This window comes from Serratia sp. CY82433 (genome assembly GCF_052166535.1).
Classification (GTDB): Bacteria; Pseudomonadota; Gammaproteobacteria; order Enterobacterales; family Enterobacteriaceae; genus Serratia; species Serratia sarumanii.
In genome coordinates, this window is record NZ_JBJNOR010000006.1 from 161,022 (window position 1) to 186,135 (window position 25,114).

The window sequence follows — 25,114 nt, forward strand, 5'->3', positions numbered from 1 at the left end:
GATGGGTATCAAATATTTAACGTTTTAGGCGGTATTTCGTTACGATCTGAGAGATAGCACACGGAAAAAAGCAAACGTGCAAACGGCGGGCGTTGGCGGGCGCCGGGCGCGCCCGCCGAAGGGGGTATAACTTAGTGCAACCTGTCGCTTTCGCCGGTATTACCCGCATACAAGGCGGCAACATCAACCGGGTCAAAGACATAGTGGCTGCCACAGTAGTCGCAGTGCATGTCGATATTGCCGTCCTGCTCCAGCATGTCCGCCACTTCATCGGTCGGCAGGGTCAGCAGTGCGTCGGCGCAACGCTGGCGTGAACAGGTGCAACGGAACTGCACGTCCTGCGGTTCGTACAGGGTGACTTCTTCCTGGTGATACAGGCGGTACAGCACTTCGTTGGCCGGCAGACCGAACAGCTCTTCGCTTTTTACCGTGTTGGTCAGTTGCACCAGATGATCGAAATCATCGAGGTTGCCGTCCTGCGCCGGCAGCACCTGCAGCAGCATACCGGCCGCCGCGGCGTGGCCTTCCGCTTCGCCGGTGCGGATGAACAGGCGGGTTGGCAGCTGTTCGGACTGGCGGAAGTAGGCTTCCAGGCACTCGGCCAGGGTTTCACCTTCCAGGCCGACCACGCCCTGATAGCGCTCGCCTTCCGTCGGGGAAATGGTGATGACCATGACGCCGTTGCCGATCATCTGATGCAGGGTGCTGTCGTCGGCGATAGGCGCCTGGGTGCGCGCAACGCCGCGCATCTCCTGGCGGTTGTTGCCGTTGATCACCGCCAGTTTCAGCGGGCCGTCGCCCTGCAGCTGCACGGTGATGTCGCCGTCGAACTTCAGGGTCGCGGTCAGCAGACTGGTGGCGACCAGCAGCTCGCCCAGCAGCTTTTGCACCGGCGCCGGGTAGTCGTGATTATTCAGGATCTGCTGATAGGTTTCGCTGACGGTAACCAGCTCGCCGCGCACCGCGTAGTTTTCAAACAGGTAACGGTGCAATTGGTCATGGTTGGACATAATCTTCTCTCATTGCGGTGAGGGGTTATTCCGGCTCACCAAATTTAAATTTCATCAGGTCGCGCCGCTCCTTTTTGTCCGGACGGCGGTCCGGATGCGGCATGGTCAACGCGTTCATCTTGCGCGCCAGCGCCATTTTTTCGCGGTTGGCGATGCTGGCTTCGGTTTCCTGATACATTTGCTGCGCCTCGCCGGCGCCGCGGCGTTGGCTGCTCAGCGCCAGCACGATCACGGTTCGTTCTTCGTTGCCCTGCCGCAGCTTGAGCTCGGCGTTGAGTTCGACAATCTTGCTCGGCTTGCCGCGCTGGCCGTTGTAATGCACCTTGCCGCCGTCGATCATTTCGCGCGCCAGCGCGCGGGTCTTGTAGAAGCGTGCGGCCCACAGCCACTTGTCCAGCCGGACCGCGTCGTCGCGCGTCGCTTTTTCCTTCATGCTTCCCCCTTGGCCAGCGCCGGTATCAGCAGGCGATAGTCGCGCATCGACGGATGGCGCTGGAAGCTTTTTTCCGCCGTGCTGGAGTCCGGGTTTTGCACGCCCAGGCAGTAACGAATGCCGAAAGCGCGCGCCGCGTCGAGGATCGGCTCGCCGTCGTCGACGAACAGCGTGCGCTGCGGATTGAATCCGGTGTGCTGCTGCACCGCCTGCCACAGACGCTGATCTTCTTTCGGATAACCAAATGTGTGGGTGGAAAACAATAAATCAAGGTGTCGATCGAGGCCGGTATGCTCGATTTTCACCGCCAGGCTGTGCGGATGCGCATTGGTCAGCAAAATGGTTTGCAGGCCGGCGTCGCGCAGCGCCTGTAAAAACGGCTCGGTGTCTTCGCGCAGCCGGGCGCGGCTGCCCACTTCGCTGGTCATGCGGTAGATATCCAGATCCAACCGCTCGCTCCAGTAATCGAAGCAATACCAGTTCATGGTGTGCTGCACCGCCTGATATTCCCGCTCAATGATATTGCGGGCTTCGTCGAACGGAATGGCGCGCCTTTCGCTCAGCGCCTGCGGCACCAGGCTGAGCCAAAAGTGGCTGTCGAACTCCAGATCCAGCAAGGTGCCGTCCATATCCAGCAGCACGGTATCGATCTGCGGCCAATCAAACTCGGGAACCATAAAAACTCCACGGGCGGACCGACGGGCGGTCCGCAGATGAGAATAATAGCGTTAGCGTAGCATAAGCAGATGACAGGGCGGAGGCCCCGACGCCAGGTTCAGGCCATCGGCCGCATCGACATCGGATTGAGCTGCGGATTGAAGCAGCTGTCGTAGTAACGCTGGATATCGGCGACGCGGTGCTGATTGATGCGCCGACGCTGCACCAGCCGCCAGGCGTTATAGCCCAGGCTGATGACCACCGCCAGCAACAGCAGGCTGGTACCGAGGTAGCGCCACAGGGTGATCATGTCCGGTTCGCTGTGCAGCGCCACGTGGCGGGTGCCGTTGGCGTCGACGCTGAGGCTGGTGATCACCCCCTGCGCCTGGAACGGGGTATGCAGCAGCAGAGTGGAAAGGCGCTGCAGCTCATTCCACTGGTCGAGGGCGTTGTATTCGCTCTGCGGCGCCGAGGATTGCGGGTGGCTGACCAGTTGGCGGCCTTCGTCGCTGCGGATCAGGAAACCGCCCGGCGGCGGGCTGTTGAGCGCCGCGGCGGCCAGACGCGTTTCATTGAAGATGAACGACGACGTGGCCACTTTGGTCAGGCTGTCCAGCGATTCGGCACTCACCGGGCGCAGCAGCACGTTGACGCCTTGCAGCGCGCCGGATCTGGCGCGTTTCACCAAACCGCTCCAGTTTTTGGCGTTACCCAGGTTGACCAGGGCGTTTTTCAACCGCACGCAGTCGTTTTCTGCCTGACACAAATCCTGTGTTTTCAGAACGATATCAGAGAAGTCATCCAACAGGATCATGCCGGATTTCTCAATGGCGCTGGCCAACTGCGGGTTGACCTTTTGATCGGCGCCGCTCGGATGCAGCTGGCTGTTGACCGTAGCCAGCAGGGCCGTCGCTTTGTCTATGACTTCCGATTCCGGCTGCGGCAGCGGGGCGGCGTTGTTCCAATAAATGCCGGAGCAGTCGAACGGCGCGAAATTGGCGGCGCCGCCACCGTTGGCCGGCGGCGGCACATAGCACATGCCGCTGCCGCGCACTTTCAGCGTGTCGCCGATGCGCAGCGGCGTGGCCTCCAGCGCCTGTACGCTGGTCACTTCCACTTTTTGCGCGCCCTGCAGCCAGGCCATGCTGAGGGTCAGCGGCAGGTTGAGCGGGATATAGATCAGCAGCAACAGCAGCACCAGCGCCGAGCTGGCGACCAGCACCGCGTTGCGGCCCCACTGCTGCAGCGGGAAGTTCTTCACTTCGTCATGCAGCGAGAGGAAGCGCCCCTGGCGCACCACCTGCCGATTGAGGTAGACGTCCACGTCGGTGGTCTTGCCTAGGTCCTGCGTCAGGTAAGGCTGCCAATGCGGCGGGTAGATAAGATCGATGATGCCGAGCGAAATGTTGCTGATCTGCCCCTGGCCGGATTCGCCGAACAGGCCCCAGCGCTTCGGCGTGCCGCGCAGACAGTGGATCTCCTTCAGCTCGCGTGAGGCCGGGCGACGGAACAGATTCCAGCATCCCCAGGCGATCATCAGCACCGCCACGAAAATCATCCAGGGGATCACCAGTACCGGGCTTATCAGGCTGAAGAACAGCAGCAGCAGCGCAACGGAGATGATGACGGCTTCACGGATGCCGTTCGGCCGGTTCAGCGCATGCTCTTCCGGCGTTTCCTTGCGAATATTGACCAGCTCGACATGCTCGCTCTCCTCCTTGCGGATGGACGCGTTTTTGGTCGGCGCGGCGCTCACCACCGGCGGCTGCGGCCGGTCGTGAATATGATCTTTCAGCGAATGCCCGTTGAGCGAAATCACCAGCGGCAGCGTCTGGGTTCTGATCACTTCCACATGGTTGTCGGCGGTGATATAGGGCTCCCAGAACGGCGGCAGATGCACCTCTTCAGCGTCGAGGTAATAGCGCCATTTATTGGGATCGTCGCTGGCCAGCCCGTAGCGAGTGATGGCGTGCGTGACGGGATAAACGTTATCGCTTTGCGGGGTGAGCGCCAGCTTGGCCGCGGGCAGCGTAGCGCCGCCGCCGGGCAACAGTTTGTTGCTCAGCTTGTTTTGCTGATTGAGGTAGAATTCGACCGCGGCGCGCTCTTCGTCGGTCAGCTTGCGGTGGGCTGGTTTGATAAACGGCAGCGCGTGCGCCAGCGCCGACGGGTTGCGGGCCTTGAACCACAGGTACAGACCGGCGGCAATCAGACAGACAAGCACTAAGGCCAATATCAACACTATTGTGCTCATGCAATCCCCATCTCACACCGTGAATTTCGCCAACCTGATGAAAAGCTGAATATTATACGGAGTAAACCGCCAGGAGGCACCCAGAACTAATGAGGGAACAAACAGATTCTCGCTCTGGATCTCATTCCTTCATGACGCAAGGCCATTTTATCACTGATTCTTGCCTGCGTGATACTAGCAACCGGCCTCTGCCGTCGATATCGGCATTATCCTATTTTCTTGCACGCTGTTTGCTGAATCAGTACGGAAAATCGCCGGCCGCTGGCTACGCTTGTTAAAAGAAAGTAAATTACTGCTCATGCGCGTTGCGGCGGAGCTTGCCCTTAACGCACAATGTGATCAGGATCGAATTTGGTCAGCGTTTGAGCGCCTACGAGCCGTGCGTTACGCCAATCATTATTTCGGTTGCCCCGTCCACGTCTGGGTAACCTTTTTGAGGCAATCATGGATAAACACCTGCAAAAACCTAAAATTCTGAAAGTGGAAACGGTCGCGCGTTCGCGTTTGTTCAACGTCGAGTCGGTCGATTTGGAATTCAGCAACGGGGTTCGGCGGGTGTATGAGCGCATGCGGCCTTCGGATCGCGAAGCGGTGATGATCGTGCCGGTGATTGGCGATGATCTGCTGCTGATCCGCGAATATGCGGTAGGCACCGAATCCTATGAGCTGGGGTTCCCGAAAGGGCTGATCGATCCCGGTGAGGGCGTGCTGGAGGCGGCCAACCGCGAGCTGATGGAAGAGGTGGGATTCGGCGCGAAGCGCTTTGATTTTCTCAGCAAGCTGACGATGGCGCCATCCTACTTTTCCAGCAAAATGAATATCGTGCTGGCGCACGATCTCTATCCGCAGAGCCTGGAAGGGGATGAACCAGAGCCCCTGCCGCAGGTGCGCTGGCCGATCGCCAACATGATGGCGCTGCTGGCGGAACCGGATTTCCGTGAGGCGCGCAACGTCAGCGCGCTGTTCCTCTCCGAGGCGTTTTTGCGCGCATCGCGCTGATACGCTTCGCGCCGAACAAAAAAAGGGCCAGATTTCTCTGGCCCTTTTCGATCAGAACAGCTCGTGGCTTTCACCGCCCGGATCGGTCAACGTGGTGCCGGTATCGCGCGATGGGTAGTCCGTCGGCTGCGTTCCTTCGATGAAGTACTCGGAACGGCTGCCGCCGCCACCGCCAGAGAGCTTGCCGCTGCTCTTGTCGATGGTGACGCTGATGATGCCAGGCGGCGGCGTGACTTTCTGCTCCGGGATGCCTTCCAGCGCGGTCTTCATGAAGTCGTCCCACGCCGGCTGGGCGCTCTTGGCACCGCCTTCACCGCCGGAAATTTGATCCGGGATGGCGCCGGATACCGTCGACCGGCCCAGATCGCGGCGGTGATCGTCGAAACCGATCCACACCGAGGTCACGGTATCCGGGCCATAGCCGGAGAACCAGGCGTCCTTGGAACTGTTGGTGGTACCGGTTTTGCCGCCGATATCATGACGCTTCAGATCGCGCCCGGCGCGCCAGGCGGTACCCATCCAACCCGGTTCGCCGAAGATGTTGCTGTTCAGCGCGTCGTGGATCAAGAAGGCCAGCTGTGTGCTGATGACGTGCGGCGCATACTGTTGGTCGCCATCCTGCTGTACCTGAGCCGGGGTGACCTGCTCCAGCTGCGGCATCGGCACCGTGCTGTTGTTGCCTTCCTGCGAGGTGGCGACGTTTTCGATGTTGTCGTCGGACAGCACCGCCGAGCGGTGGGTGTCGCCGTAGATCACCGGCAGGTTGCAGCTGCTGCACACCACTTTCGGTTTGGCTTCGAACACCGTATTGCCGTTGTCGTCTTCAATTTTGGTGATGAAGTACGGATCGACCAGGTAACCGCCGTTCGCCAGCACCGCGTAGCCGCGCACCAGCTGCATCGGGGTGAAGGAGGCGGAACCCAGCGCCAGCGATTCGGTATGCACGATATTCTGCGCCGGGAAGCCGAAGCGCTGCAGATATTCCGCCGCGTAGTCGACGCCCATCGCGCGCATCGCGCGCACCATCACCACGTTCTTCGATTGCCCCAGCCCCTGTCGCAGGCGAATCGGGCCGTCGTAGGTCGGCGGCGAGTTCTTCGGCCGCCAGTCGGTGCCGGCGCCGGCATCCCAACGGGTGATCGGCAAGTCGTTCAGGATGGTGGCCAGCGTCAGGCCTTTATCCATCGCGGCGGTGTACAGGAACGGTTTGATGTTCGAACCTACCTGGCGCAGTGCCTGCGTGACGCGGTTGAATTTGCTCTGGTTGAAATCGAAACCGCCGACCAGCGCTTTCACCGCGCCGTCGTTCGGGTTGATCGAGACCAGCGCCGAGTTGACATCCGGCACCTGCGACAGCCACCAGGCGTCGTTCACTTTGCGCACCCACACCTGCTGGCCGGCCTGCACCACGTCGGTGACGCGTTTCGGCGTTGGGCCTTGCTGAGTGTCTGAGCGATATGGCCGCGCCCAGCGCATGGTCGCCATCGGCAGGGCAATGCTGCTGCCGTCGGCCAGCATCGCCGTCGCTTCCTGCGGGTTGGCGGCGGTAATCACCGCCGGCGCCAGCGGGCCGTAGTTCGGCAGGTTTTTCAGCGAATCGACAATCTGTTTGCGATCCCAGGCCGCTTCGCCGACTTTCCACAACACGTTGGACGGGCCGCGATAGCCGTGGCGCATGTCATAGGCCAGCACGTTGTTGCGCACCGATTCCTGCGCCGCCAGCTGCAGCCGTTTGGTGACGGTGGTGTAAACCTTGTAACCGTCGGTATAGGCGTTTTCACCGTAGCGCTTGATCATCTCCTGACGCACCATCTCGGAGAGATACGGCGCGGAGAAGCTGATTTCCGGCGCATGGTAATTGGCGACCAGATCTTCGGAACGCGCCTGATCGTACTGCGCCTGCGTGATGTAGTGTTCGTCCAGCATGCGCGACAGCACCACGTTGCGACGGGCAACGGCGCGATCGTGCGAATAGAGCGGGTTGAAGGTGGACGGCGCTTTCGGCAGGCCGGCGATGGTCGCCATTTCGCTCAGGGTCAGCTGACTGACGTCTTTGCCGAAATAGACCTGCGCGGCGGCGCCCACGCCGTAGGCGCGGTAACCCAGATAGATCTTGTTCAGATACAGCTCAAGGATTTCATCTTTGGTGAGCATCTGCTCGATGCGCACCGCCAGGAAAGCTTCCTTGATTTTACGCATCAGGGTGCGTTCCGGGCTTAAGAAGAAGTTACGCGCCAGCTGTTGGGTAATGGTACTGGCCCCCTGTGAAGCGTGGCCGGAGACCAGCGCGATGGAGGCGGCGCGGAAGATGCCGACCGGATCGACGCCGTGGTGATCATAGAAGCGGCTGTCTTCGGTGGCGATGAATGCGTGCACCATCACCGGCGGAATTTGATCCAGTTTCAGCGGAATGCGGCGCTTCTCGCCGTATTGGGCGATCAGTTCGCCATCGGCGCTGTAGACCTGCATCGGTATCTGCAGCCGCACATCTTTCAGCGTTGCGACGTCGGGCAGCTGTGGCTCGACATATTTGTACAAGCCAAAAATCGAGGCTGCTCCCAGCACGATGCAACATACTGCAAGGATTAGAAAATACTTTACGAACTTCACCTGAGATTTCCCATTTCTAAGTCATTTGGGCAGTTTATAAACAACCGCGCGGTAGTATAAAGGCAAGCCTGCGACATGGATATGTTCTTTTATCATCTGATGTTATGGAGGCTTGCGAAACATGTTCCCTCAAGCATGGCAGGTAGGGCTGGATATACAAATCGACTGCGTGCGGGCGGTGGCGGCCCAACGCCGCCGCAACGGCTGGCAGTTGCGCCACTGGTGGCAGCAGGCGCTGCCGCAGGCGGTTTTGCGCGATGGCTGCCTGCAACCTTCCGAATTCCTGATCCGGGCGCTGCGGCAATGGCGTGTCCAGCTGCCGCGACATATTTCCTTACGCATTGCTCTGCCGGCGCAGCGCGTGTTGCAGCAGCGCATGACGCAGCCGGACGCGCGGCTGCGCGAGCCGGAACGCAGCGACTATATCGGTGGCCACGGTTTGAAGCAGTTCCCGCTCGACGGTCAGACGCTGGCGCTCGACTATCGCGCCGCGCCGGCGGATGAGGCGGCGCTGCTGTTGACCGCTGCGCGGCGGCAGGAGCTGCAGCAGTGGCTGCATTGTCTGCGTCAGGCTGGCCTGCATCCGCAAGCGGTCGATATCACCCCCTGTGCGCTGCGGATGATGGCGACGGCGGCAGGCGTGCCGCCCGCTGCGGGGCTGATGCACCGTCTCGAACGAGAATGGCTGTGGGTGGCGCCGGCCGACGGCGCGTTCGCTTTTGGTCTGGCGCCGGGCGACGATGACGCGCAGGCGCTGCGGGCGCTGCAAGCCCAGATGCCGGTGGGCGACGATCGGCCGGTCTATGCCGGCGGCGTGCTGGCGGGAGCCTTGCCCGCCGGTTGCCTTGGTTGGTCGCCGCTCAGCGCCTTCACGCAGCTGCGTCCGCCGTTGCCTGCGCATCCTTCGGCGTTCGCGTTGGCCGGTGGTCTGGCGCTGCGCGAGGAGGATCGCTGATGTATCAGGTCAACTTTCTGCCCTGGCGCCAGCGCCGCGAGCGGCGGCGCGGCTATTTCTGGCTGGGCGTGCTGCTGTTGCAGGTAGCGGCGCTGCTGCTGGCACTGTTCCTGATCGCCGGCCAGCTGCGGCATCAACAGGCGCAGCGGCAGGCGCGGCTGGCGATGCTGGGTGAAGATTTGGCGGCATTGACGTTGCTCGTCCGCCAGCAGCAGCAAGAGCGGGCGCAGCGAGCGCTGCACAGCGTCCGCGCCGAACGGCAGGCGAGCAACGCCCAACATAACCGGCGTTATTTGCAGCTGCTGCAGCAATTGTCCTCTAGCGTTCCTCCCCCGCTGTGGCTCACGGCGCTGGACAGCGATGCGGCGAACGGCCTGCGGCTGCGTGGATTGAGCCGCTCTCCTGCGGCCATCACGCAGTTCGAACGACGGCTGGCGGGGATGCCTGCGTTGCCACGGCTGCGTTTGGCTGAGGTGGCGCAACGCGAAGACGGCCTGTACTCCTTTCACCTGGCGGCGCGCTGGGGGCGTGATGGATAGCCGTTTGTCATCCGGGCTGCGCTTCTGGCTGAGCTTGCCGGGTTGGCTATTGCTGGTGGCGCAAGGGCTGGGCATTGGCGCGTTGGCGCTGTTGGGCGGCGGCTGGATGCTGCAAGACGAATGGCGTCAGCGGGAAAGCGCGGCGGAGCGGCAACAGCGCCTGTTGCAACAGATCGCTATGGTGCAACGCCAACTGGACGAGGTGCCGCAAACCGCTATCCCTGCGGCGGCGCTTGCGCCGATCGCCACCGGCGATCTGGCGAGCGTGCTGCAACGAGCGGGGGGCGCCCTGTTGCGCTGGCAGCGGCAGGAAAAACCGCCGCGGCAAACGCTGAGCTTGCGCATTGACTACGCCGGTTTGCTGGTGCTGCTGGAGGCGCTGCCCGCCGATTTGCGCCTCCAGCAGCTGAGCGTGGAGACACCGCCGCAGGGCATGACGGCGCGGTTGGTTTTACAGGATGCCGCCGAGGAGCAGGCCGATGAGTAAAAGACCTGGCCGTTGGTGGTGGCTGCTATGGCCGTGGGCCTTATGCGCTGAGCCGCGCGATCCGTTTGCGCCGCCTCCGCTGCCTGCTTGTGCCCAAACGGAGGCATCGCCGGCGGGCTGGCGACTGAAAGGCGTCATCGGGCACCCGGCGCTGCGCTATGGCTGGGTGGTGACGCCGGCGGGGCAATGGCTACGCCTGCGGCCGCAGCAGCGGGTACTGGCCGAGCGCTGGCAGGTGACGCAGGTGCAGGCGCGCAGCATGACGTTAACGGCGCTGGCGGCCGAACCGGATTGCCCGGCGAGCCAGGGCGACATCTCGCTGATGATGGACAACAACAAGGATGGCAAACCATGAAAGGACGCGCTGGATTGGGCGTGGCGCTGTGGTGCCTGGCGCTCGGCGCCGCGCAGGCGCAGGATAAGCAGCGGGTTTCCCTGGAGTTTCAGGATGCGCCGGTGACGGTCATCCTGCAGGCGCTGGCGGATTATCGGCAGATGAACCTGATCGCCGCGCCCGGCGTGAGCGGCAACCTGACGCTGCGGCTGGAGAATGTGCCCTGGCCTCAGGCGCTGGCGCTGACTCTGCGTATGGGCAAGCTGACGATGACGCGGGAGGGGAGCGTGATGCTGATCGCCCCGGAGCCGGACGCGCAGGAAAAAAAACAGCAGCGAGAAGCGCTGGCGCAGCGGCAACCGCTGCACAGCCTGAGCCTGACGTTACAAAACGGCGATGCGGCGGAGATTGCCGAAAGCCTCAATGCCCAACGCGGCGCCTTGCTCAGCGAGCGAGGCAGCGTGCTGGCGGATAAGCGCACCAATACGCTGCTGCTGCGCGACACCGCGCCAATCCTGGCGCAGTTGAAAAAACGGGTGACGGAAATGGACGCGCCGCTGGCACAGGTGCAGCTGGCGGCGCATATCGTGACCATCAACAGCGAAAGCCTGCGTGAACTTGGCGTGCGTTGGGGATTGGCGCCCGACGACAGGCCGACGCGGCCGCTGCGGCCGGGCAATCTCGGCGTCAATCTGCCGCTGGAGCGCAGCGCGGTGAACGCCGGTTTCCACCTGGCGCGCATCAGCGGGCGTTTGCTGAGCCTCGAGCTGACGGCGCTGGAGCAGGAAAATCAGGTGGAGATCATCGCCAGCCCGCGCCTGCTGACGGCGCATCTGCAAACCGCCAGTATCAAACAGGGAACCGAGATACCTTACGAAGTGTCGAGCGGCGCCAGCGGTGCGACCGCGATCGAGTTCAAAGAGGCGGTGCTGGGCATGGAGGTGACGCCCAAGGTGTTGCCGGACGGACGCATCACGCTGACGCTGCACATCAGCCAAAATATGCCGGGGCGCGCCATCAGCCGGGGCGCGGGGGAAGCGCTGACCATCGATAAACAGGAGATTAAGACGCAGATCACGGTGAAAAACGGCGAAACCCTGGTGCTCGGCGGTATTTTTCAATGGCATAGCGGCAAGACGGCGGACAAGGTGCCGGGATTGGGCGATGCACCACTGCTGGGGGGCTTGTTCCGGCAAAGCGGCGCGCAACAGAAAAAACGCGAGCTGGTGATCTTCATTACGCCGACCCTGATTAAGGGATAAGCGGCTGCCTGTCGGCCGGGCGGCAAATCTCCTAAAGTTGATGTGCAGATACACTTTTTTATCCCCTTGGGGGGATCTGCGTTTGACGCTGCGGCCGATTTAGCTTACAAGGGTTACCGAATTGAGCACCGAGGTTTTTTGTTAGCGTCAAGACGCCGTTAAAAACATATGGTTTCCCTCCCGCGGCGTGGATTGCGATTTATTCGGTTGCCAAACTACCAAGAGTGTTGAGATAATTTTTCGTCTGATCTCGCACTATCGCTCATGAGGTTTCAGTTTAGGTCCCGCCGCTGATTTGATTGGCGGGGCGGGTTAACATTAACGAATTGTCTTAGTAATACCGAAAAACATGGCAGAGAAACGCAATATCTTTCTGGTTGGGCCTATGGGTGCCGGCAAAAGCACTATTGGCCGTCAGTTAGCTCAGCAACTCAATATGGAGTTCTTCGACTCCGATCAAGAAATTGAGCGACGTACCGGAGCTGACGTGGGCTGGGTATTCGACGTGGAAGGGGAAGAAGGTTTCCGCGATCGTGAAGAAAAAGTCATTAATGAACTGACGGAAAAACAAGGGATTGTGTTGGCGACCGGCGGCGGTTCGGTGAAGTCGCGCGAAACGCGCAACCGTCTGTCCGCGCGCGGCGTGGTGGTCTATCTGGAAACCACGATCGAGAAGCAGCTGGCTCGTACCCAGCGTGATAAAAAACGCCCGCTGCTGCAGGTTGATTCTCCGCCGCGTGAAGTGCTGGAAGCCTTGGCGAAAGAGCGCAATCCGTTGTATGAAGAGATTGCCGATGTCACCATCCGCACCGACGATCAGAGCGCTAAAGTGGTTGCCAACCAGATCATCAACATGCTGGAAAGCAACTGATTGCCGATTTTCGCGTTCGCCGTCGGCCAATGCGGAAAACTGATTTGTGTTCCCCGCTGTTGCGGGGATCAACCACCGCCGCACCATACAGAGAACTGAGCGCGACATGGAGAGAATTACTGTAACGCTTGGGGAGCGCAGCTACCCGATTACCATCGCCGCCGGATTGTTTAACGATCCGGCTTCTTTTATGCCGTTGAAGGCGGGTGAGCAAGCGATGTTGGTCACCAACCAGACCCTGGCGCCGCTTTATCTGGAGCGTGTCCGGCAGGTGCTGGAGCAGGGGGGCGTCGTGGTGGATCAGGTGATCCTTCCCGATGGTGAACAGTACAAATCTCTGGCGGTGTTGGAGCAGGTGTTTTCGGCGCTGCTTGAAAAACCGCACGGGCGCGATACCACGCTGATCGCCCTCGGCGGGGGCGTGGTCGGCGATCTGACCGGCTTCGCCGCCGCGTGCTACCAACGCGGCGTGCGCTTTATTCAGGTTCCCACCACGCTGTTGTCGCAGGTGGACTCCTCCGTAGGCGGCAAAACCGCCGTCAACCACCCGCTCGGCAAAAATATGATCGGCGCTTTCTATCAACCCGCTTCGGTGGTGGTTGATCTGGATTGCCTGAAAACGTTGCCGACGCGTGAACTCTCTTCCGGCCTGGCTGAAGTCATCAAATACGGGATCATCCTCGATCGCGAGTTCTTCGTCTGGTTGGAAAACAACATCGATGCGCTGATGGCGCTGGATATGCAGGCGTTGGCGTACTGTATCCGCCGCTGCTGCGAGCTGAAGGCCGAGGTCGTGGCCGCCGACGAACGCGAAAGCGGCCTGCGCGCCTTGCTGAATCTGGGCCATACTTACGGCCACGCCATCGAAGCCGAAATGGGCTACGGCGTATGGCTGCACGGCGAAGCGGTGGCTGCGGGCATGGTGATGGCGGCGGAAACCGCGCACCGTCTCGGCCAGTTCTCGGTTGAAGATATCGAACGCATCAAAGCGCTGCTGCTGCGGGCCGGCTTGCCGGTCTGCGGGCCGCAGGAAATGACGCCGGAATCCTATCTGCCGCACATGCTGCGCGACAAGAAAGTGTTGGCGGGTGAATTGCGTCTGGTGCTGCCGACCGCGATAGGTGCGGCGGAAGTGCGCGGCGGCGTAGGGCATGAGCTGGTGTTGGCGTCGATCGCCGCCTGCCTGCCTGAGCAGCAGCGTAATTAAATCGGACTAAGTAACAGTGGCTTAGCCGCCATTTGCATCTATATTAATACAGTGAGCAGAGCACGACGGGTGTCGCTTTGCCATCATCGGGTTAATCTGCCCGTGCCACGGTAGGTCTACGGTGGTGGGCTTTTGCCTCTAGTTGGAGGGTTTCAGATGGACGAGTTTAAACCGGAAGACGATCTCAGACCTGATAGCAGCGATCGTCGTCCTACGCGTTCGCGCAAGCCGGCCGCCGCGCCGCGCTTCGCCGTTTCGCGCCAGCATTTGATGATCGGCATCGGCATTTTGGTGCTGTTGCTGCTGATTATCGGCATCGGTTCCGCCTTGAAGGCGCCGACCAAGCATGAAGCGGCTCAGGATAGCGGCGCGCAAAACGGCGCGGCCCGCGATATCAACCTGTCCGGTTCTTCGTCGCTGACCACCGCCAATAACGGCGTGCCGGGCGGCACCACGGATACCCATGACAACAACGGCGTGAGCGCGACTCAGCCGCAGCAACCGCAGAACGTCAGCGTTCCGCCGATCTCCGGCACGCCGACCGAAGCGCAAACTCAGCCTCAGCAGGGCGGTGCGCAGCAGCGCGTCGATCTGCCTGGCAACATGGCGGATGCGCTGTCGCAGCAGCAAGGGCAGGTGGATGCCGCGACCCAGGGCATGACCGGCGCAGCCTCGACGCTGCCGACCGCACCGGCGACGGTGATGAGCGGCGCCGCGGCGCGCGAAACGACTCGCCCTGTGCAGGGCACCGCGCAGCAACAGCATAAAACGCCGGCGAAAACCGCCGCCAAGCCGAGCGCGACGCAGCATAAATCACCGACCACGGTGTATACGCCGCCTGCCAAGCCGTCTTCTACCGCGAAAGCGGGAGCGGTCGCCAGCAGCGGCAGTTCGCTGCAGTCTGCGCCAGGCAGCCATTATACCTTGCAGCTGAGCAGCGCTTCGCGTTCCGATACGCTGAACGCCTACGCCAAACAGCAGAAGCTGCAGAACTACCTGGTGTACGCCACCAAGCGTGACGGCAAACCGTGGTACGTGCTGGTAAGCGGCAACTATGCGTCTTCCGCAGAAGCGAAGCGCGCCATTGCTTCGTTGCCGGCGGATGTGCAGGCGAAAAAACCGTGGGTCCGACCTGTACACCAAGTGCAGCAAGATCTTAAAAAATAAATCATTTAAATTTGTGCGCTGATGTGCTGTCTGAAACAGAGTACAATCCGCCGCTCTGAATTGTATAAGTAGCTAATTGACGGCATGAAGAAAAACCGCGCTTTTTTAAAATGGGCTGGTGGAAAATACCCGCTGGTAGATGAGATTCGTCGCCATCTGCCGGCGGGAGACTGCTTAATCGAGCCCTTCGTGGGTGCGGGATCCGTCTTTCTGAATACGGATTACGACGCCTACATTCTCGCCGACATCAATAGCGATCTTATCAACCTGTATAACATCGTTAAGCTGCGCACGGATGACTTCGTGCGCGATGCCCGCACGCTTTTCGCCGATGAATTCAATAACTCGGATCAGTTTTACCTGCTGCGAGAAGAGTTCAATACTAGCACCGAGCCTTACCGCCGGGCGCTGCTGTTCCTGTACCTGAACCGCCACTGCTATAACGGCCTGTGCCGCTATAACCTGCGCGGCGAGTTCAACGTGCCGTTTGGCCGGTACAAGAAACCGTACTTCCCGGAAGAAGAGCTCTACTGGTTTGCCGAAAAATCGCGCAATGCCACTTTTGTCTGCGAGCATTACCGCGATACCATGGCGAAGGCCGTGGCCGGCGCCGTGGTGTATTGCGATCCGCCTTATGCGCCGCTGTCGGCGACGGCGAATTTCACCGCCTACCACACCAACAGCTTCAGCATCGCCGATCAGCAGAGCCTGGCGCATCTGGCGCACCAGCTCTCGGTAGAGAGCCAGGTACCGGTATTGATCTCCAATCACGATACCGAGCTGACGCGCGACTGGTACCAGCATGCCGCGCTGTATGTGGTGAAAGCGCGCCGCACGATCAGCCGCAACATTCTCGGCCGCAGCAAAGTGAACGAGCTTTTGGCGCTGTATCGCTAAGCCGGGGGCACCCCGGCGCATAACAACTCGACCCTACGTTTGGAGAAGCGGATGAAAAAGTTTTTGATTGCCCCGTCCATTCTGTCGGCAGATTTTGCCCGGTTAGGTGAAGATACCGCCAACGTGCTGGCCGCAGGCGGCGACGTGGTGCACTTCGACGTGATGGACAACCACTACGTGCCCAATCTGACCATCGGCCCGATGGTGTGCGAAGCGCTGCGCAACTACGGCATTACCGCACCGATTGACGTGCACCTGATGGTCAAGCCGGTGGATCGCATCGTGCCTGATTTCGCCAAGGCCGGCGCGTCTTATATCTCTTTCCACCCCGAAGCTTCCGAGCATGTCGATCGCACCATTCAGCTGATCAAAGAGCACGGCTGTAAAGCCGGCCTGGTGTTCAACCCGGCCACGCCGCTGAGCTACCTCGATTACGTGATGGATAAAATCGACGTGATCCTGCTGATGTCGGTTAACCCGGGCTTCGGTGGCCAGTCGTTCATTCACGGCACTCTGGACAAGCTGCGCCAGGTGCGCAAGCTGATTGACGACAGCGGCCGCGATATCCGCCTGGAAGTCGACGGCGGGGTGAAGGTGGACAACATCGCCGAAATCGCCGCCGCGGGCGCCGATATGTTCGTCGCCGGTTCCGCCATCTTTGGCCAGCCGGACTACCGCAAGGTGATCGACGAGATGCGCAGCGAGCTGGCGAAGGTTACCCATGGCTGATTTCGGCGCGATCCGCGCATTGGCCTTCGATCTGGACGGCACGCTGGTCGACAGCGCGCCGGGTCTGGCAGCCGCCATCGATATGGCGCTGGAAGAGACGGGCCTGCCGCAAGCGGGTGAAGAACGGGTCGGCACCTGGATCGGCAACGGCGCCGACGTGCTGGTGCAACGCGCGCTGCGCTGGGCGGAAGCGGAAGGCACGCCGGAGCAGTGCAGCCGGCTGCGTGAACGCTTCGACCATTTCTACGCGCAGACCGTCGACAGCGGCAGCCGCCTGTTCCCGCAGGTGCAAGAGACGCTGGCCCGGCTGGCCGCGCACGGTTACCCGATGGCATTGGTGACCAACAAGCCGACGCCGTTCGTGGCACCGCTGCTGGCGGCGCTGGGCATTGGCGACTATTTCTCGCTGGTGATCGGCGGCGACGACGTGACGGAAAAGAAACCGCATCCGGCGCCGCTGTACCTGGTGCTCGGCAAGCTTGGGCTGCGGGCGCATGAACTGCTGTTCGTCGGCGACTCCCGCAACGATATTCAAGCCGCGCAGGGTGCCGGTTGCCCGAGCGTCGGCTTTACCTACGGTTATAACTACGGCGAATCGATCGCCCTGAGCCACCCCGATCGGGTGTTGGAGTGCTTCGCCGATTTGTTGCCCGCTCTTGGGCTGTCATCTTTAGAGAATCAGGAAATTTAAACATGAGTAAGCCCATCGTATTTAGCGGCGCGCAGCCGTCCGGCGAACTGACCATCGGCAACTACATGGGTGCGCTGCGGCAGTGGGTGCAGATGCAGGACGACTACGACTGCATCTACTGCATCGTCGATCTGCATGCCATCACCGTGCGCCAGGACGCCGAGAAGCTGCGCAAGGCCACGCTGGATACGCTGGCGCTGTACCTGGCCTGCGGTATCGATCCGGAAAAAAGCACCATCTTCGTGCAGTCGCACGTGCCTGAGCACACGCAGCTGAGCTGGGTGCTGAACTGTTACACCTATTTCGGCGAACTGAGCCGCATGACGCAGTTCAAGGACAAATCCGCGCGCTACGCGGAGAACATCAACGCCGGGCTGTTCAGCTATCCGGTGCTGATGGCGGCCGATATCCTGCTGTATCAAACCAATCAGGTGCCGGTGGGCGAAGACCAGAAACAGCACCTGGAACTGAGCCGCGACGTAGGCCAGCGTTTTAACGCGCTGTACGGCGACGTGTTCAAAGTGCCGGAGCCGTTCATTCCTAAATCCGGCGCGCGCGTCATGTCGCTGCAGGAGCCGACCAAGAAGATGTCCAAGTCGGACGACAACCGCAACAACGTGATCGGCCTGCTGGAAGATCCGAAAGCGGTGACCAAGAAGATCAAACGCGCAATGACCGACTCGGAAGAGCCGCCTGTCGTGCGTTACGACGTGGTCAACAAGGCGGGCGTCTCCAACCTGCTGGATATCCTCGCCGGCGTGACCGGCAAGAGCATCGCGCAGCTGGAAGCCGAGTTCGAAGGCCAGATGTACGGCCACCTGAAAGGCGCGGTGGCGGAAGCCGTCTCCGGCATGCTGGGTGAGCTGCAGGAGCGCTACCACCGCTTCCGCAACGACGAAGCCTATCTGCAGCAGGTGATGCGCGACGGCGCCGCCAAGGCCCGCGCGCGCGCGCAGGAAACCCTGGCGAAGGTCTATCAGGCCGTCGGTTTCGTACCGCCGCAGGCGTAACGCCGGCGCGAATAGAAAAAGCGGCCAAAGGCCGCTTTTTTTACGTCGGTATCACGCCATTTGCGCCAGGCCGGCGGGCGGTTCCTCGCTGGCGAACCAATTGAGCTTGCTGCGCAGGCTGACCACGCTGCCGACGATGATCAGGCTGGGGCTGGCGGCCTGCAGGGACAAGGCGCCCAGTTGGCCGAGCTCGCCTTCGATCACCCGCTGGCGGCAGGACGTGCCGTTTTCCACCAGCGCTACCGGTGTGGCGGCCGGCAAGCCGTGTGCGATCAGCTGGCGCTGGATCTCCGCTGCCTGCGTTAGCCCCATATAGAACACCAGCGTCTGCTGCCCGGCGGCCAGCGTCGCCCAGTCCAATCCGCCGTCGGCCTTGGCGTGGCCGGTCACCAGGCGCACGCTCTGCGCATGGTCGCGATGGGTGAGCGGGATGCCGCTGTAGGCGGAACAGCCGGAGGCGGCGGTAATGCCCGGCACCACCGAGAACGGCACGTTGGCGTCCGCCAGCGTCTCCAGCTCTTCGCCGCCGCGGCCGAAGATAAAGGGATCGCCGCCCTTCAGGCGCACCACGCGTTTGCCTTGCAGCGCCTGCTGCAGCAGGATTTGGTTGATTTGCTCTTGCGGCACGCAGTGGTGGCCGGCGCGTTTGCCGACGAAGATGCGTTCGGCGTCGCGGCGCACCAGCGTCATGATCTCTTCGGAGACCAGCCGGTCATAAACCACCACGTCGGCCTGCTGGATCTGCTGCAGCCCTTTCAGCGTCAGCAAGCCGGCATCGCCCGGCCCGGCGCCCACCAGCACCACTTCACCGCGATCTTCCGGCCGTTCGCTGAACAGCTGCTCGAGCTGGCGTTCGGCCAGCGCGGCGTCGTCGTTGGCCAGCGACTGCGCCAGCCGATCGTGGGCGAATAACCGTTCCCAGAAGCGACGACGCGCGCCGAGGCTGCTGAAGCGTTGTTTTACCCGCTGCCGCAGCGAGCCGCCCAGCTGGGCCAGCTTGCCGAGGTGCTGCGGCAGCATCGCTTCCAGCTTCTCGCGCAGCAGCCGCGCCAGCACCGGCGCTTTGCCGCCGGAGGACACCGCCACCATGATCGGCGAACGGTCGATGATCGACGGCATGATAAAGCTGGCGCGTTTTGGATCGTCCACCACGTTGCAGAACACCCGCTGCTGGTTGGCGCACTGATACACCAGTGCGTTGACTTCCAGCCGGTCGGTAGCGGCGATCACCAGCCATTTTTCCGCCAGCAGGGCCGGGCTGAATTCGCCCTCGGCCAGCGTCAGCAGGCCTTCCTCAGCCCAGTGGTGGAACTGGGGGCTGAATGCCAGGGCGTTGACGGTCAGCGCCGCGCCGGCGTCCAGCAGCAGGCGCGCCTTGCGTTCGGCGATCTCGCCGCCGCCCACCAGCAGGCAGGCTTTATGTTGCAGTTGGCAGAAAATCGGCAGGTAGTCCATCGGCACTCCTCGGGGTAATCAGTGTGGGGGCGAAATGCGCCCCCGAAAACTCAGGCGGTCTGACGTGCGGCGGCTTTCGCCGCCTGCGGGCGTTCGGCGCGCGGCGTAGCGTACCAATACCCCAGGCCCATCAGCACCGAGCCGGACAGGATGTTGCCCAGCGTCACCCACAGCAGGTTGTGGCCAATGCCGGCGAGGGTGTAGGCCTCGCTGTGGTTGCCGAACCAGGAGAGGGCGAACAGCGTCATGTTGGCGACGGAGTGTTCGTAACCCGAGGCGATAAAGGCCAGCAGGCACCACCAGATGGCGATGAATTTGGCGGCGCCTTCGACGCGGATCGCCATCCAAATCGCCAGGCAGACCAGCCAGTTGCACAATACGCCCTTGAAGAACAGCACCTCGGCCGGCGCGGTGGTTTTCGCCAGCGCGGCGCTGTGCACCAGGCTGGTATCCACCGGCAGCAGGCTGCCGCCGCCGTAGTAATACATCAGCGCCACCAGCACCGAGCCGAGCAGGTTGCCGAGCCAGGTTTGCGGCAGCACCGCCCACATCTGGCTCTGGCGGATGGTGCCGGCCTTGACGCCGAGCGTCAGGAACATCGTATGGCCGGTGAACAGCTCGGAACCGGCGATGATCACCAGCGTCAGAGCGATGCCGAAGGTGGCGCCCATCACCAGCGGCCGCACGCTTGGGTCGACCAGGTTGCCGAGGGTGAAGATCAGGATGATGCCGAGGCCGACGTAGGCGCCCGCCATCGCCGAGCTGATCCAAAAGCCGAGCGGGCTCTCCTTCGCCAGGCGGACGATGCGCGCCGCGTTGGCGGCGCATTTGTTGATCGTGTCGGTAAACATGTTGCCTCCCGAAAGGTTATGCCGCGACTTGCACGATGCCGTCGACCACCCGGCTGGCGAAGCTGGCGACGGAACGGCTGTCGTCTTCCAGACAGTGGCCGTCGTACAGGCGGAAATGCTGTTTCTTCAGCGGGCTGGCGACCCACAGTTCGCCCTGATGCTCGGCGATCAGGCCGCGCGACAGCACGCTGGCCTGGGCGAACGGGTCGATATTGCTGATGGCAAACACCTGCTCGTCGGCATAGGGGCGGAACACCGCCACCTGCCGATCGCCGATCAGGGCGCACACGCCGGTGCCGGGCAGAATGTCGGCGACGGGACAAACGGTAATCCACTGGCTCATGCGTGGCTCTCCTCGGTATCGATCAGGGTGACGGGAATGCGCTCGTCAGGGCGCGCCGGGCGGTGCTGGTCGCGTTCGGCCACCACCTGCACGTTCGGATCGCGCAGCGGGCTGTTGACGAAGTGGGCGAAGCGCAGCTGCGTTTCCGGGTGCTCGACGGTCTCTTTCCACTCGCAGATCACCGCATCGCGCAGGCGGGCGATCTCCGCTTCCAGCTGGTCGTTGATGCCGAGCTTGTCGTCGATGATCACCTTGCGCAGGTAATCGATGCCGCCTTCCAGGCTCTCCAGCCACACCGAGGTGCGCTGCAGCTTATCGGCGGTGCGGATATAGAACATCATGAAGCGGTCGAGGTAGCGCACCAGGGTCTCGCGATCGAGGTCGGCGGCCAGCAGATCGGCGTGGCGCGGTTTCATGCCGCCGTTGCCGCAGACATATAGGTTCCAGCCGTTCTCGGTGGCGATGATGCCAACGTCCTTGCCCTGCGCTTCGGCGCATTCACGGGTACAGCCCGAGACGCCGAACTTCATTTTGTGCGGGGTGCGGATACCTTTGTAGCGATGCTCCAGCGTGACGCCGAAGCCGACGCTGTCGCCGACACCGTAGCGGCACCAGGTGCTGCCGACGCAGGTTTTCGCCATGCGCAGCGCCTTGGCATACGCGTGGCCGGTTTCAAAGCCGGCGGCGAGCAGCTTGCGCCAGATGGCCGGCAGATCGTCTTTCTGCGCGCCGAACATGCCGATGCGCTGCGAACCGGTCATTTTGGTGTAGAGGTTATACTCCTTGGCGATCTGGCCGATGGCCAGCAGGCCGTCCGGGGTGATTTCGCCGCCGGCGGAGCGCGGGATCACCGAGTAGGTGCCGTCTTTCTGGATATTGCCGAGGAAGTTGTCGTTGGTATCCTGCAGCGGCGTATGCTGCGGCTTGAGGATGTATTCGTTCCAGCAAGAAGCCAGCAGCGAGCCGACGGTCGGCTTACACACTTCGCAGCCGTAGCCTTTGCCGTATTTGGCCAGCAGCGCCTCGAACGACTTGATGCCTTCGACGCGGATCAGGTGGAACAGCTCCTGGCGCGAGTAGGCGAAGTGTTCGCACAGGTGATGGTTGACCTCGATGCCTTGCTTGCTCAGCTCGGCGTTCAACACCTGGGTGAGCAGCGGGATGCAGCCGCCGCAGCCGGTGCCGGCCTTGGTTTCGGCCTTCAGCGCCGCCACGGTGTGGCAGCCTTTGTTGACCGCCTGGATGATGTCGCCTTTGCTGACGTCGAAGCAGGAGCAGATCTGCGCGCTTTCCGGCAGCGAATCCACGCCGATGGCCGGTTTGCTGCCCGCATGGGCCGGCAGGATCAGGCCGTCCGGGTTTTCCGGCAGCTCGATGCCGTTCAACGCCAGCTGCAGCAGGTTGCCGTAGTCGCTGGTGTCGCCCACCAGCACCGCGCCGAGCAGGGTTTTGTTGTCGGCGCTGACCACGATGCGTTTGTAGACTTCTTTGCTTTCATCCAGATAAACGTAGCTGCGGGCGCCCTCGGTGCGGCCGTGGGCATCGCCGATGCCGCCGACGTCCACGCCCAGCAGCTTCAGCTTGGCGCTCATGTCGGCGCCCTGGAAGCCGTTTTCGCGGCCCAGCAGGTGATCGACGGCCACCTGCGCCATTTTGTAACCCGGCGCCACCAGGCCGAAGGTGCGATCGCGCCAGGCGGCGCACTCACCGATGGCGTAGACGTCCGGATCCGACGTCTGGCAGCTGTCGTTGATGGCGATGCCGCCGCGGCGGCCAATCTCCAGCCCGCACTGGCGCGCCAGCTTGTCCTGGGCGCGGATGCCGGTGGAGAACACGATGAAATCCACTTCCAGCAGGCTGCCGTCGGCGAAATGCATGGTTTTGCGCGCGGTGCCGCCGCCGTTGACGATCTCCTGGGTATTTTTGCCGGTGTGTACCTTGACGCCCATGCGCTCGATCTTGCGGCGCAGCTGGTCACCGCCCATCGGGTCGAGCTGTTCGGCCATCAGCATCGGGGCGAACTCGATCACGTGCGTTTCCACCCCCAGGCTTTTCAGCGCGCCGGCGGCTTCCAGCCCCAACAGCCCGCCGCCGACCACCGCACCGCGTTTGCTGCGGCGCGCGCAGGCTTCGATGGCGTTCAGGTCTTCGATGGTGCGGTAAACGAAGCAGTCTTGGCTATCCGAACCTTTAATCGGCGGGATCCACGGATAGGAACCGGTGGCCATGATCAGCTTGTCGTAATAGACGGTGCGGCCGGTGTTGGAGTGGATGACCTTCTCGTCGCGATTGATGGTGATGGCGCGCTCGCCGACCAGCACCTTCACGCCGTGTTTTTCGTAAAAGCCTTCGCGCACCAGCGACAGCTCTTCGGCGGTGTGGTGCGAGAAGTAGGAAGAGAGGTGCACGCGATCGTAAGCGATGCGTGGCTCTTCGCAAAATACGGTGATTTCGAACTGGTCTTTGTCTGCTTTATCCAACAGATCTTCGATGAACCGGTGGCCGACCATGCCATTGCCGACGACGGCAAGTTTGACTCTGCTCATTATTGCCTCAAAATTCTGGTTTCCTAGGCTTACCTTATCTCTCCCAATGGGCAATTTATTGATGCAAATCAATCACACCCTCATATACCTCTAACGTGGTATATGGATGATTTTTCACGTTTTTTGATAAGTTGCGGATTTTATTCACCTTTAGCTGAAGCGAGTCAGTTTGCATGCAAACTACCCCGCAGGGAGTAAACACAGGGGGTAGGCAGGCAACGGTGACTTTGTCAGCGCGATCCGCTGCCAGTATGATGAAGAAAACCAGCGCAACGGCAGAGGTGAAGGGTGGCGAAACGTCCATTGAAGTTTATCGATAACCTGCGTTTGAGCGGGCATGAAGGATTGTGGCAACTGGCGATTGAGCAGGGGCGCATCGCGCATCTGGTGCCGCAGCCGGAAGGGCAGGAGTGGCGCAGCGACGTGTTGGATGCGCAGGGCGGGCTGGCGCTGCCGGCGTTCGTCGAACCGCATATTCACCTGGATACCACGCAAACCGCCGGTCAGCCGGCCTGGAACCAGTCCGGCACGCTGTTCGAGGGCATTGAGCGCTGGGCCGAACGCAAAGCGTTGCTGACCCATGAAGACGTCAAACAGCGCGCCTGGCAAACGCTCAAGTGGCAGATCGCCAACGGCGTGCAGTATGTGCGCACCCACGTCGACGTTTCCGATCCCACGCTGACCGCGCTGCGCGCCATGCTGGAGGTGAAACAGGAGGTGGCGCCCTGGGTGACGCTGCAGATTGTCGCCTTCCCGCAGGAGGGGATCCTTTCCTACCCCAACGGCGAAGCGCTGCTTGAAGAGGCGCTGCGGCTGGGGGCCGACGTGGTGGGCGCCATTCCGCATTTCGAATTCACCCGCGAGTACGGCGTGGAGTCGCTGCATAAGGCGTTTGCGCTGGCGCAAAAATACGATCGGCTGGTGGACGTGCACTGCGATGAGATCGACGACGAGCAATCGCGCTTCGTCGAGACCGTGGCGGCGCTGGCGCTGAAGCTGGAGATGGGGGAGAAAGTCACCGCCAGCCACACCACGGCGATGCACTCTTACAACGGCGCTTACGCCTCGCGGCTGTTCCGCCTGCTGAAAATGTCCGGCATCAACTTCGTCGCCAATCCGCTGGTGAACATTCACCTGCAGGGCCGTTTCGACAGCTACCCGAAACGGCGCGGCGTAACGCGGGTGAAGGAGATGCTGGAGGCGCAGATCAACGTCTGCTTCGGCCACGACGACGTGTTCGATCCTTGGTATCCGCTCGGCACCGCCAACATGCTGCAGGTGCTGCATATGGGGCTGCACGTGTGCCAGCTGATGGGCTATGGCCAGATCGACGACGGGCTGAAGCTGATCACCAGCCACAGCGCGCGCACCCTTAACCTGAGCGACTACGGCCTGGCGGCCGGCAACAGCGCCAACCTGGTGATCCTGCCGGCGGAAAGCGGCTTTGACGCGGTGCGCCGCCAGACGCCGGTGCGCTACTCGATTCGCCAGGGGGCGGTGATCGCCGAAACGCGGCCGGCGGAAACCACGCTGCATCTGCAGCAGGATGAAACGGTGGATTTTCGGCGTTAGCCAGTTCTTTTGCCCGCGACAATAATGGTGAACATTGTATGTTGTGGGCCGTTCTCTCACGATAATTCCGGCAACGCGGTGTACATTATTGATCGGTCGATTAAGAACTCTCTTTATAATTTGAATATCTAACAATCATTCATTGAAATAATTCTATATGCATTGTTCTTTATCACGAAATGCCACGCTTCGGCTATTTATAGCCTATATCTTCACATTGTTGGATAATAAAGTG

Annotated in this window: 23 protein-coding genes; 14 read left to right on the forward strand and 9 right to left on the reverse strand. The window is 61.5% G+C overall.

The window, feature by feature from the left end; genetic code table 11:
- Positions 1-131: 131 nt before the first annotated feature.
- The 4 genes from hslO to ACJ8PI_RS21615 all read right to left on the reverse strand — a co-directional run bounded on the left by hslO (position 132) and on the right by ACJ8PI_RS21615 (position 4,354).
- The gene (hslO, locus tag ACJ8PI_RS21600) at positions 132-1,010 is read right to left on the reverse strand and encodes an Hsp33 family molecular chaperone HslO (protein WP_033636310.1); all 879 of its coding nucleotides are present in this window, start codon (positions 1,008-1,010) and stop codon (positions 132-134) included.
- Positions 1,011-1,035: 25 nt separating this feature from the next.
- Positions 1,036-1,443 carry a ribosome-associated heat shock protein Hsp15 gene (hslR, locus tag ACJ8PI_RS21605; protein WP_033636309.1) on the reverse strand — a complete coding sequence of 136 codons (408 nt, stop codon included), beginning with the start codon at positions 1,441-1,443 and terminating at the stop codon, positions 1,036-1,038.
- Positions 1,440-2,120, reverse strand: coding sequence for a GMP/IMP nucleotidase (yrfG, locus tag ACJ8PI_RS21610; RefSeq protein ID WP_033636308.1), 681 nt, complete (start codon positions 2,118-2,120; stop codon positions 1,440-1,442). The genes hslR and yrfG overlap by 4 nt, the downstream gene beginning before the upstream one ends.
- 98 nt (positions 2,121-2,218) lie before the next feature.
- Positions 2,219-4,354, reverse strand: a complete 2,136-nt coding sequence (locus ACJ8PI_RS21615) for an intracellular growth attenuator family protein (protein ID WP_164134764.1) — start codon at positions 4,352-4,354, stop codon at positions 2,219-2,221.
- 444 nt (positions 4,355-4,798) lie between these two features.
- Between ACJ8PI_RS21615 and nudE the strand changes: the two genes are divergently transcribed.
- A complete protein-coding gene (gene nudE, locus ACJ8PI_RS21620) occupies positions 4,799-5,353 on the forward strand; it encodes an ADP compounds hydrolase NudE (protein WP_033636306.1) in 555 nt (184 codons plus the stop codon).
- Between the two features lie 51 nt (positions 5,354-5,404).
- On the opposite strand, the gene mrcA is transcribed toward nudE, so the two are convergent.
- On the reverse strand, positions 5,405-7,963 hold the full coding sequence (gene mrcA, locus ACJ8PI_RS21625) for a peptidoglycan glycosyltransferase/peptidoglycan DD-transpeptidase MrcA (RefSeq protein WP_033654851.1): 2,559 nt from the start codon (positions 7,961-7,963) through the stop codon (positions 5,405-5,407).
- A gap of 121 nt (positions 7,964-8,084) precedes the next feature.
- Here mrcA and pilM point away from each other — a divergent pair, with 121 nt between their 5' ends.
- The 12 genes from pilM (at position 8,085) to trpS (ending at position 18,112) form a co-directional block, all read left to right on the forward strand.
- On the forward strand, positions 8,085-8,918 hold the full coding sequence (gene pilM, locus ACJ8PI_RS21630; RefSeq protein ID WP_033636304.1) for a type IV pilus biogenesis protein PilM: 834 nt from the start codon (positions 8,085-8,087) through the stop codon (positions 8,916-8,918).
- Positions 8,918-9,457, forward strand: a complete 540-nt coding sequence (locus tag ACJ8PI_RS21635) for a PilN domain-containing protein (RefSeq protein ID WP_049213870.1) — start codon at positions 8,918-8,920, stop codon at positions 9,455-9,457. Before pilM ends, ACJ8PI_RS21635 begins: the two co-directional genes overlap by 1 nt.
- Positions 9,450-9,944 carry a hypothetical protein gene (locus tag ACJ8PI_RS21640; protein ID WP_164134763.1) on the forward strand — a complete coding sequence of 165 codons (495 nt, stop codon included), beginning with the start codon at positions 9,450-9,452 and terminating at the stop codon, positions 9,942-9,944. Before ACJ8PI_RS21635 ends, ACJ8PI_RS21640 begins: the two co-directional genes overlap by 8 nt.
- Positions 9,937-10,299, forward strand: a complete 363-nt coding sequence (locus ACJ8PI_RS21645) for a HofP DNA utilization family protein (RefSeq protein WP_164134762.1) — start codon at positions 9,937-9,939, stop codon at positions 10,297-10,299. Before ACJ8PI_RS21640 ends, ACJ8PI_RS21645 begins: the two co-directional genes overlap by 8 nt.
- Complete coding sequence (hofQ, locus tag ACJ8PI_RS21650) at positions 10,296-11,540, forward strand: DNA uptake porin HofQ (protein WP_049213868.1); 1,245 nt, start codon at positions 10,296-10,298, stop codon at positions 11,538-11,540. Before ACJ8PI_RS21645 ends, hofQ begins: the two co-directional genes overlap by 4 nt.
- Before the next feature lie 349 nt (positions 11,541-11,889).
- Positions 11,890-12,411 carry a shikimate kinase AroK gene (gene aroK / locus ACJ8PI_RS21655; RefSeq protein ID WP_004391482.1) on the forward strand — a complete coding sequence of 174 codons (522 nt, stop codon included), beginning with the start codon at positions 11,890-11,892 and terminating at the stop codon, positions 12,409-12,411.
- A 106-nt stretch (positions 12,412-12,517) separates the two neighbouring features.
- On the forward strand, positions 12,518-13,618 hold the full coding sequence (gene aroB, locus ACJ8PI_RS21660) for a 3-dehydroquinate synthase (RefSeq protein WP_033649322.1): 1,101 nt from the start codon (positions 12,518-12,520) through the stop codon (positions 13,616-13,618).
- A 156-nt stretch (positions 13,619-13,774) separates the two neighbouring features.
- Positions 13,775-14,785: an SPOR domain-containing protein gene (locus ACJ8PI_RS21665; protein ID WP_033636298.1), complete on the forward strand. Its 1,011-nt coding sequence runs from the start codon at positions 13,775-13,777 to the stop codon at positions 14,783-14,785.
- A gap of 84 nt (positions 14,786-14,869) precedes the next feature.
- Positions 14,870-15,682: an adenine-specific DNA-methyltransferase gene (gene dam, locus ACJ8PI_RS21670; protein ID WP_004930319.1), complete on the forward strand. Its 813-nt coding sequence runs from the start codon at positions 14,870-14,872 to the stop codon at positions 15,680-15,682.
- 51 nt (positions 15,683-15,733) lie between these two features.
- Positions 15,734-16,411, forward strand: coding sequence for a ribulose-phosphate 3-epimerase (rpe, locus tag ACJ8PI_RS21675; protein WP_004930320.1), 678 nt, complete (start codon positions 15,734-15,736; stop codon positions 16,409-16,411).
- On the forward strand, positions 16,404-17,102 hold the full coding sequence (locus tag ACJ8PI_RS21680) for a phosphoglycolate phosphatase (RefSeq protein ID WP_164134761.1): 699 nt from the start codon (positions 16,404-16,406) through the stop codon (positions 17,100-17,102). Before rpe ends, ACJ8PI_RS21680 begins: the two co-directional genes overlap by 8 nt.
- 2 nt (positions 17,103-17,104) lie before the next feature.
- Positions 17,105-18,112, forward strand: coding sequence for a tryptophan--tRNA ligase (gene trpS / locus ACJ8PI_RS21685; protein WP_025304534.1), 1,008 nt, complete (start codon positions 17,105-17,107; stop codon positions 18,110-18,112).
- Between the two features lie 51 nt (positions 18,113-18,163).
- Here the strand turns inward: trpS and cysG are convergent, their stop codons facing one another.
- From cysG to nirB, 4 genes are read right to left on the reverse strand one after another with little or no spacing between them, the layout of a single operon-like run.
- Positions 18,164-19,567, reverse strand: a complete 1,404-nt coding sequence (gene cysG, locus ACJ8PI_RS21690) for a siroheme synthase CysG (RefSeq protein ID WP_033636295.1) — start codon at positions 19,565-19,567, stop codon at positions 18,164-18,166.
- A gap of 50 nt (positions 19,568-19,617) precedes the next feature.
- Positions 19,618-20,418, reverse strand: a complete 801-nt coding sequence (nirC, locus tag ACJ8PI_RS21695) for a nitrite transporter NirC (RefSeq protein ID WP_033636294.1) — start codon at positions 20,416-20,418, stop codon at positions 19,618-19,620.
- Positions 20,419-20,434: 16 nt separating this feature from the next.
- Positions 20,435-20,761 carry a nitrite reductase small subunit NirD gene (gene nirD / locus ACJ8PI_RS21700; RefSeq protein ID WP_019456155.1) on the reverse strand — a complete coding sequence of 109 codons (327 nt, stop codon included), beginning with the start codon at positions 20,759-20,761 and terminating at the stop codon, positions 20,435-20,437.
- A complete protein-coding gene (nirB, locus tag ACJ8PI_RS21705) occupies positions 20,758-23,307 on the reverse strand; it encodes a nitrite reductase large subunit NirB (protein WP_033636292.1) in 2,550 nt (849 codons plus the stop codon). Before nirB ends, nirD begins: the two co-directional genes overlap by 4 nt.
- Before the next feature lie 303 nt (positions 23,308-23,610).
- Between nirB and ACJ8PI_RS21710 the strand changes: the two genes are divergently transcribed.
- Positions 23,611-24,879, forward strand: coding sequence for a cytosine deaminase (locus ACJ8PI_RS21710; RefSeq protein ID WP_194243413.1), 1,269 nt, complete (start codon positions 23,611-23,613; stop codon positions 24,877-24,879).
- Positions 24,880-25,114: the final 235 nt, after the last annotated feature.

Excerpts from the sequence above, each read along its gene's own strand:
- nirD (WP_019456155.1), bottom strand. The coding sequence starts at position 20,761 with ATGAGCCAGTGGATTACCGTTTGTCCCGTCGCCGACATTCTGCCCGGC.
- pilM (WP_033636304.1), top strand. The coding sequence starts at position 8,085 with ATGTTCCCTCAAGCATGGCAGGTAGGGCTGGATATACAAATCGACTGC.
- yrfG (WP_033636308.1), bottom strand. The coding sequence starts at position 2,120 with ATGGTTCCCGAGTTTGATTGGCCGCAGATCGATACCGTGCTGCTGGAT.
- cysG (WP_033636295.1), bottom strand. The coding sequence starts at position 19,567 with ATGGACTACCTGCCGATTTTCTGCCAACTGCAACATAAAGCCTGCCTG.
- nirB (WP_033636292.1), bottom strand. The coding sequence starts at position 23,307 with ATGAGCAGAGTCAAACTTGCCGTCGTCGGCAATGGCATGGTCGGCCAC.
- ACJ8PI_RS21680 (WP_164134761.1), top strand. The coding sequence starts at position 16,404 with ATGGCTGATTTCGGCGCGATCCGCGCATTGGCCTTCGATCTGGACGGC.
- ACJ8PI_RS21645 (WP_164134762.1), top strand. The coding sequence starts at position 9,937 with ATGAGTAAAAGACCTGGCCGTTGGTGGTGGCTGCTATGGCCGTGGGCC.
- trpS (WP_025304534.1), top strand. The coding sequence starts at position 17,105 with ATGAGTAAGCCCATCGTATTTAGCGGCGCGCAGCCGTCCGGCGAACTG.
- ACJ8PI_RS21640 (WP_164134763.1), top strand. The coding sequence starts at position 9,450 with ATGGATAGCCGTTTGTCATCCGGGCTGCGCTTCTGGCTGAGCTTGCCG.
- ACJ8PI_RS21615 (WP_164134764.1), bottom strand. The coding sequence starts at position 4,354 with ATGAGCACAATAGTGTTGATATTGGCCTTAGTGCTTGTCTGTCTGATT.
- hslR (WP_033636309.1), bottom strand. The coding sequence starts at position 1,443 with ATGAAGGAAAAAGCGACGCGCGACGACGCGGTCCGGCTGGACAAGTGG.
- aroK (WP_004391482.1), top strand. The coding sequence starts at position 11,890 with ATGGCAGAGAAACGCAATATCTTTCTGGTTGGGCCTATGGGTGCCGGC.
- rpe (WP_004930320.1), top strand. The coding sequence starts at position 15,734 with ATGAAAAAGTTTTTGATTGCCCCGTCCATTCTGTCGGCAGATTTTGCC.
- hslO (WP_033636310.1), bottom strand. The coding sequence starts at position 1,010 with ATGTCCAACCATGACCAATTGCACCGTTACCTGTTTGAAAACTACGCG.
- ACJ8PI_RS21665 (WP_033636298.1), top strand. The coding sequence starts at position 13,775 with ATGGACGAGTTTAAACCGGAAGACGATCTCAGACCTGATAGCAGCGAT.
- hofQ (WP_049213868.1), top strand. The coding sequence starts at position 10,296 with ATGAAAGGACGCGCTGGATTGGGCGTGGCGCTGTGGTGCCTGGCGCTC.
- nirC (WP_033636294.1), bottom strand. The coding sequence starts at position 20,418 with ATGTTTACCGACACGATCAACAAATGCGCCGCCAACGCGGCGCGCATC.
- aroB (WP_033649322.1), top strand. The coding sequence starts at position 12,518 with ATGGAGAGAATTACTGTAACGCTTGGGGAGCGCAGCTACCCGATTACC.
- nudE (WP_033636306.1), top strand. The coding sequence starts at position 4,799 with ATGGATAAACACCTGCAAAAACCTAAAATTCTGAAAGTGGAAACGGTC.
- dam (WP_004930319.1), top strand. The coding sequence starts at position 14,870 with ATGAAGAAAAACCGCGCTTTTTTAAAATGGGCTGGTGGAAAATACCCG.
- ACJ8PI_RS21635 (WP_049213870.1), top strand. The coding sequence starts at position 8,918 with ATGTATCAGGTCAACTTTCTGCCCTGGCGCCAGCGCCGCGAGCGGCGG.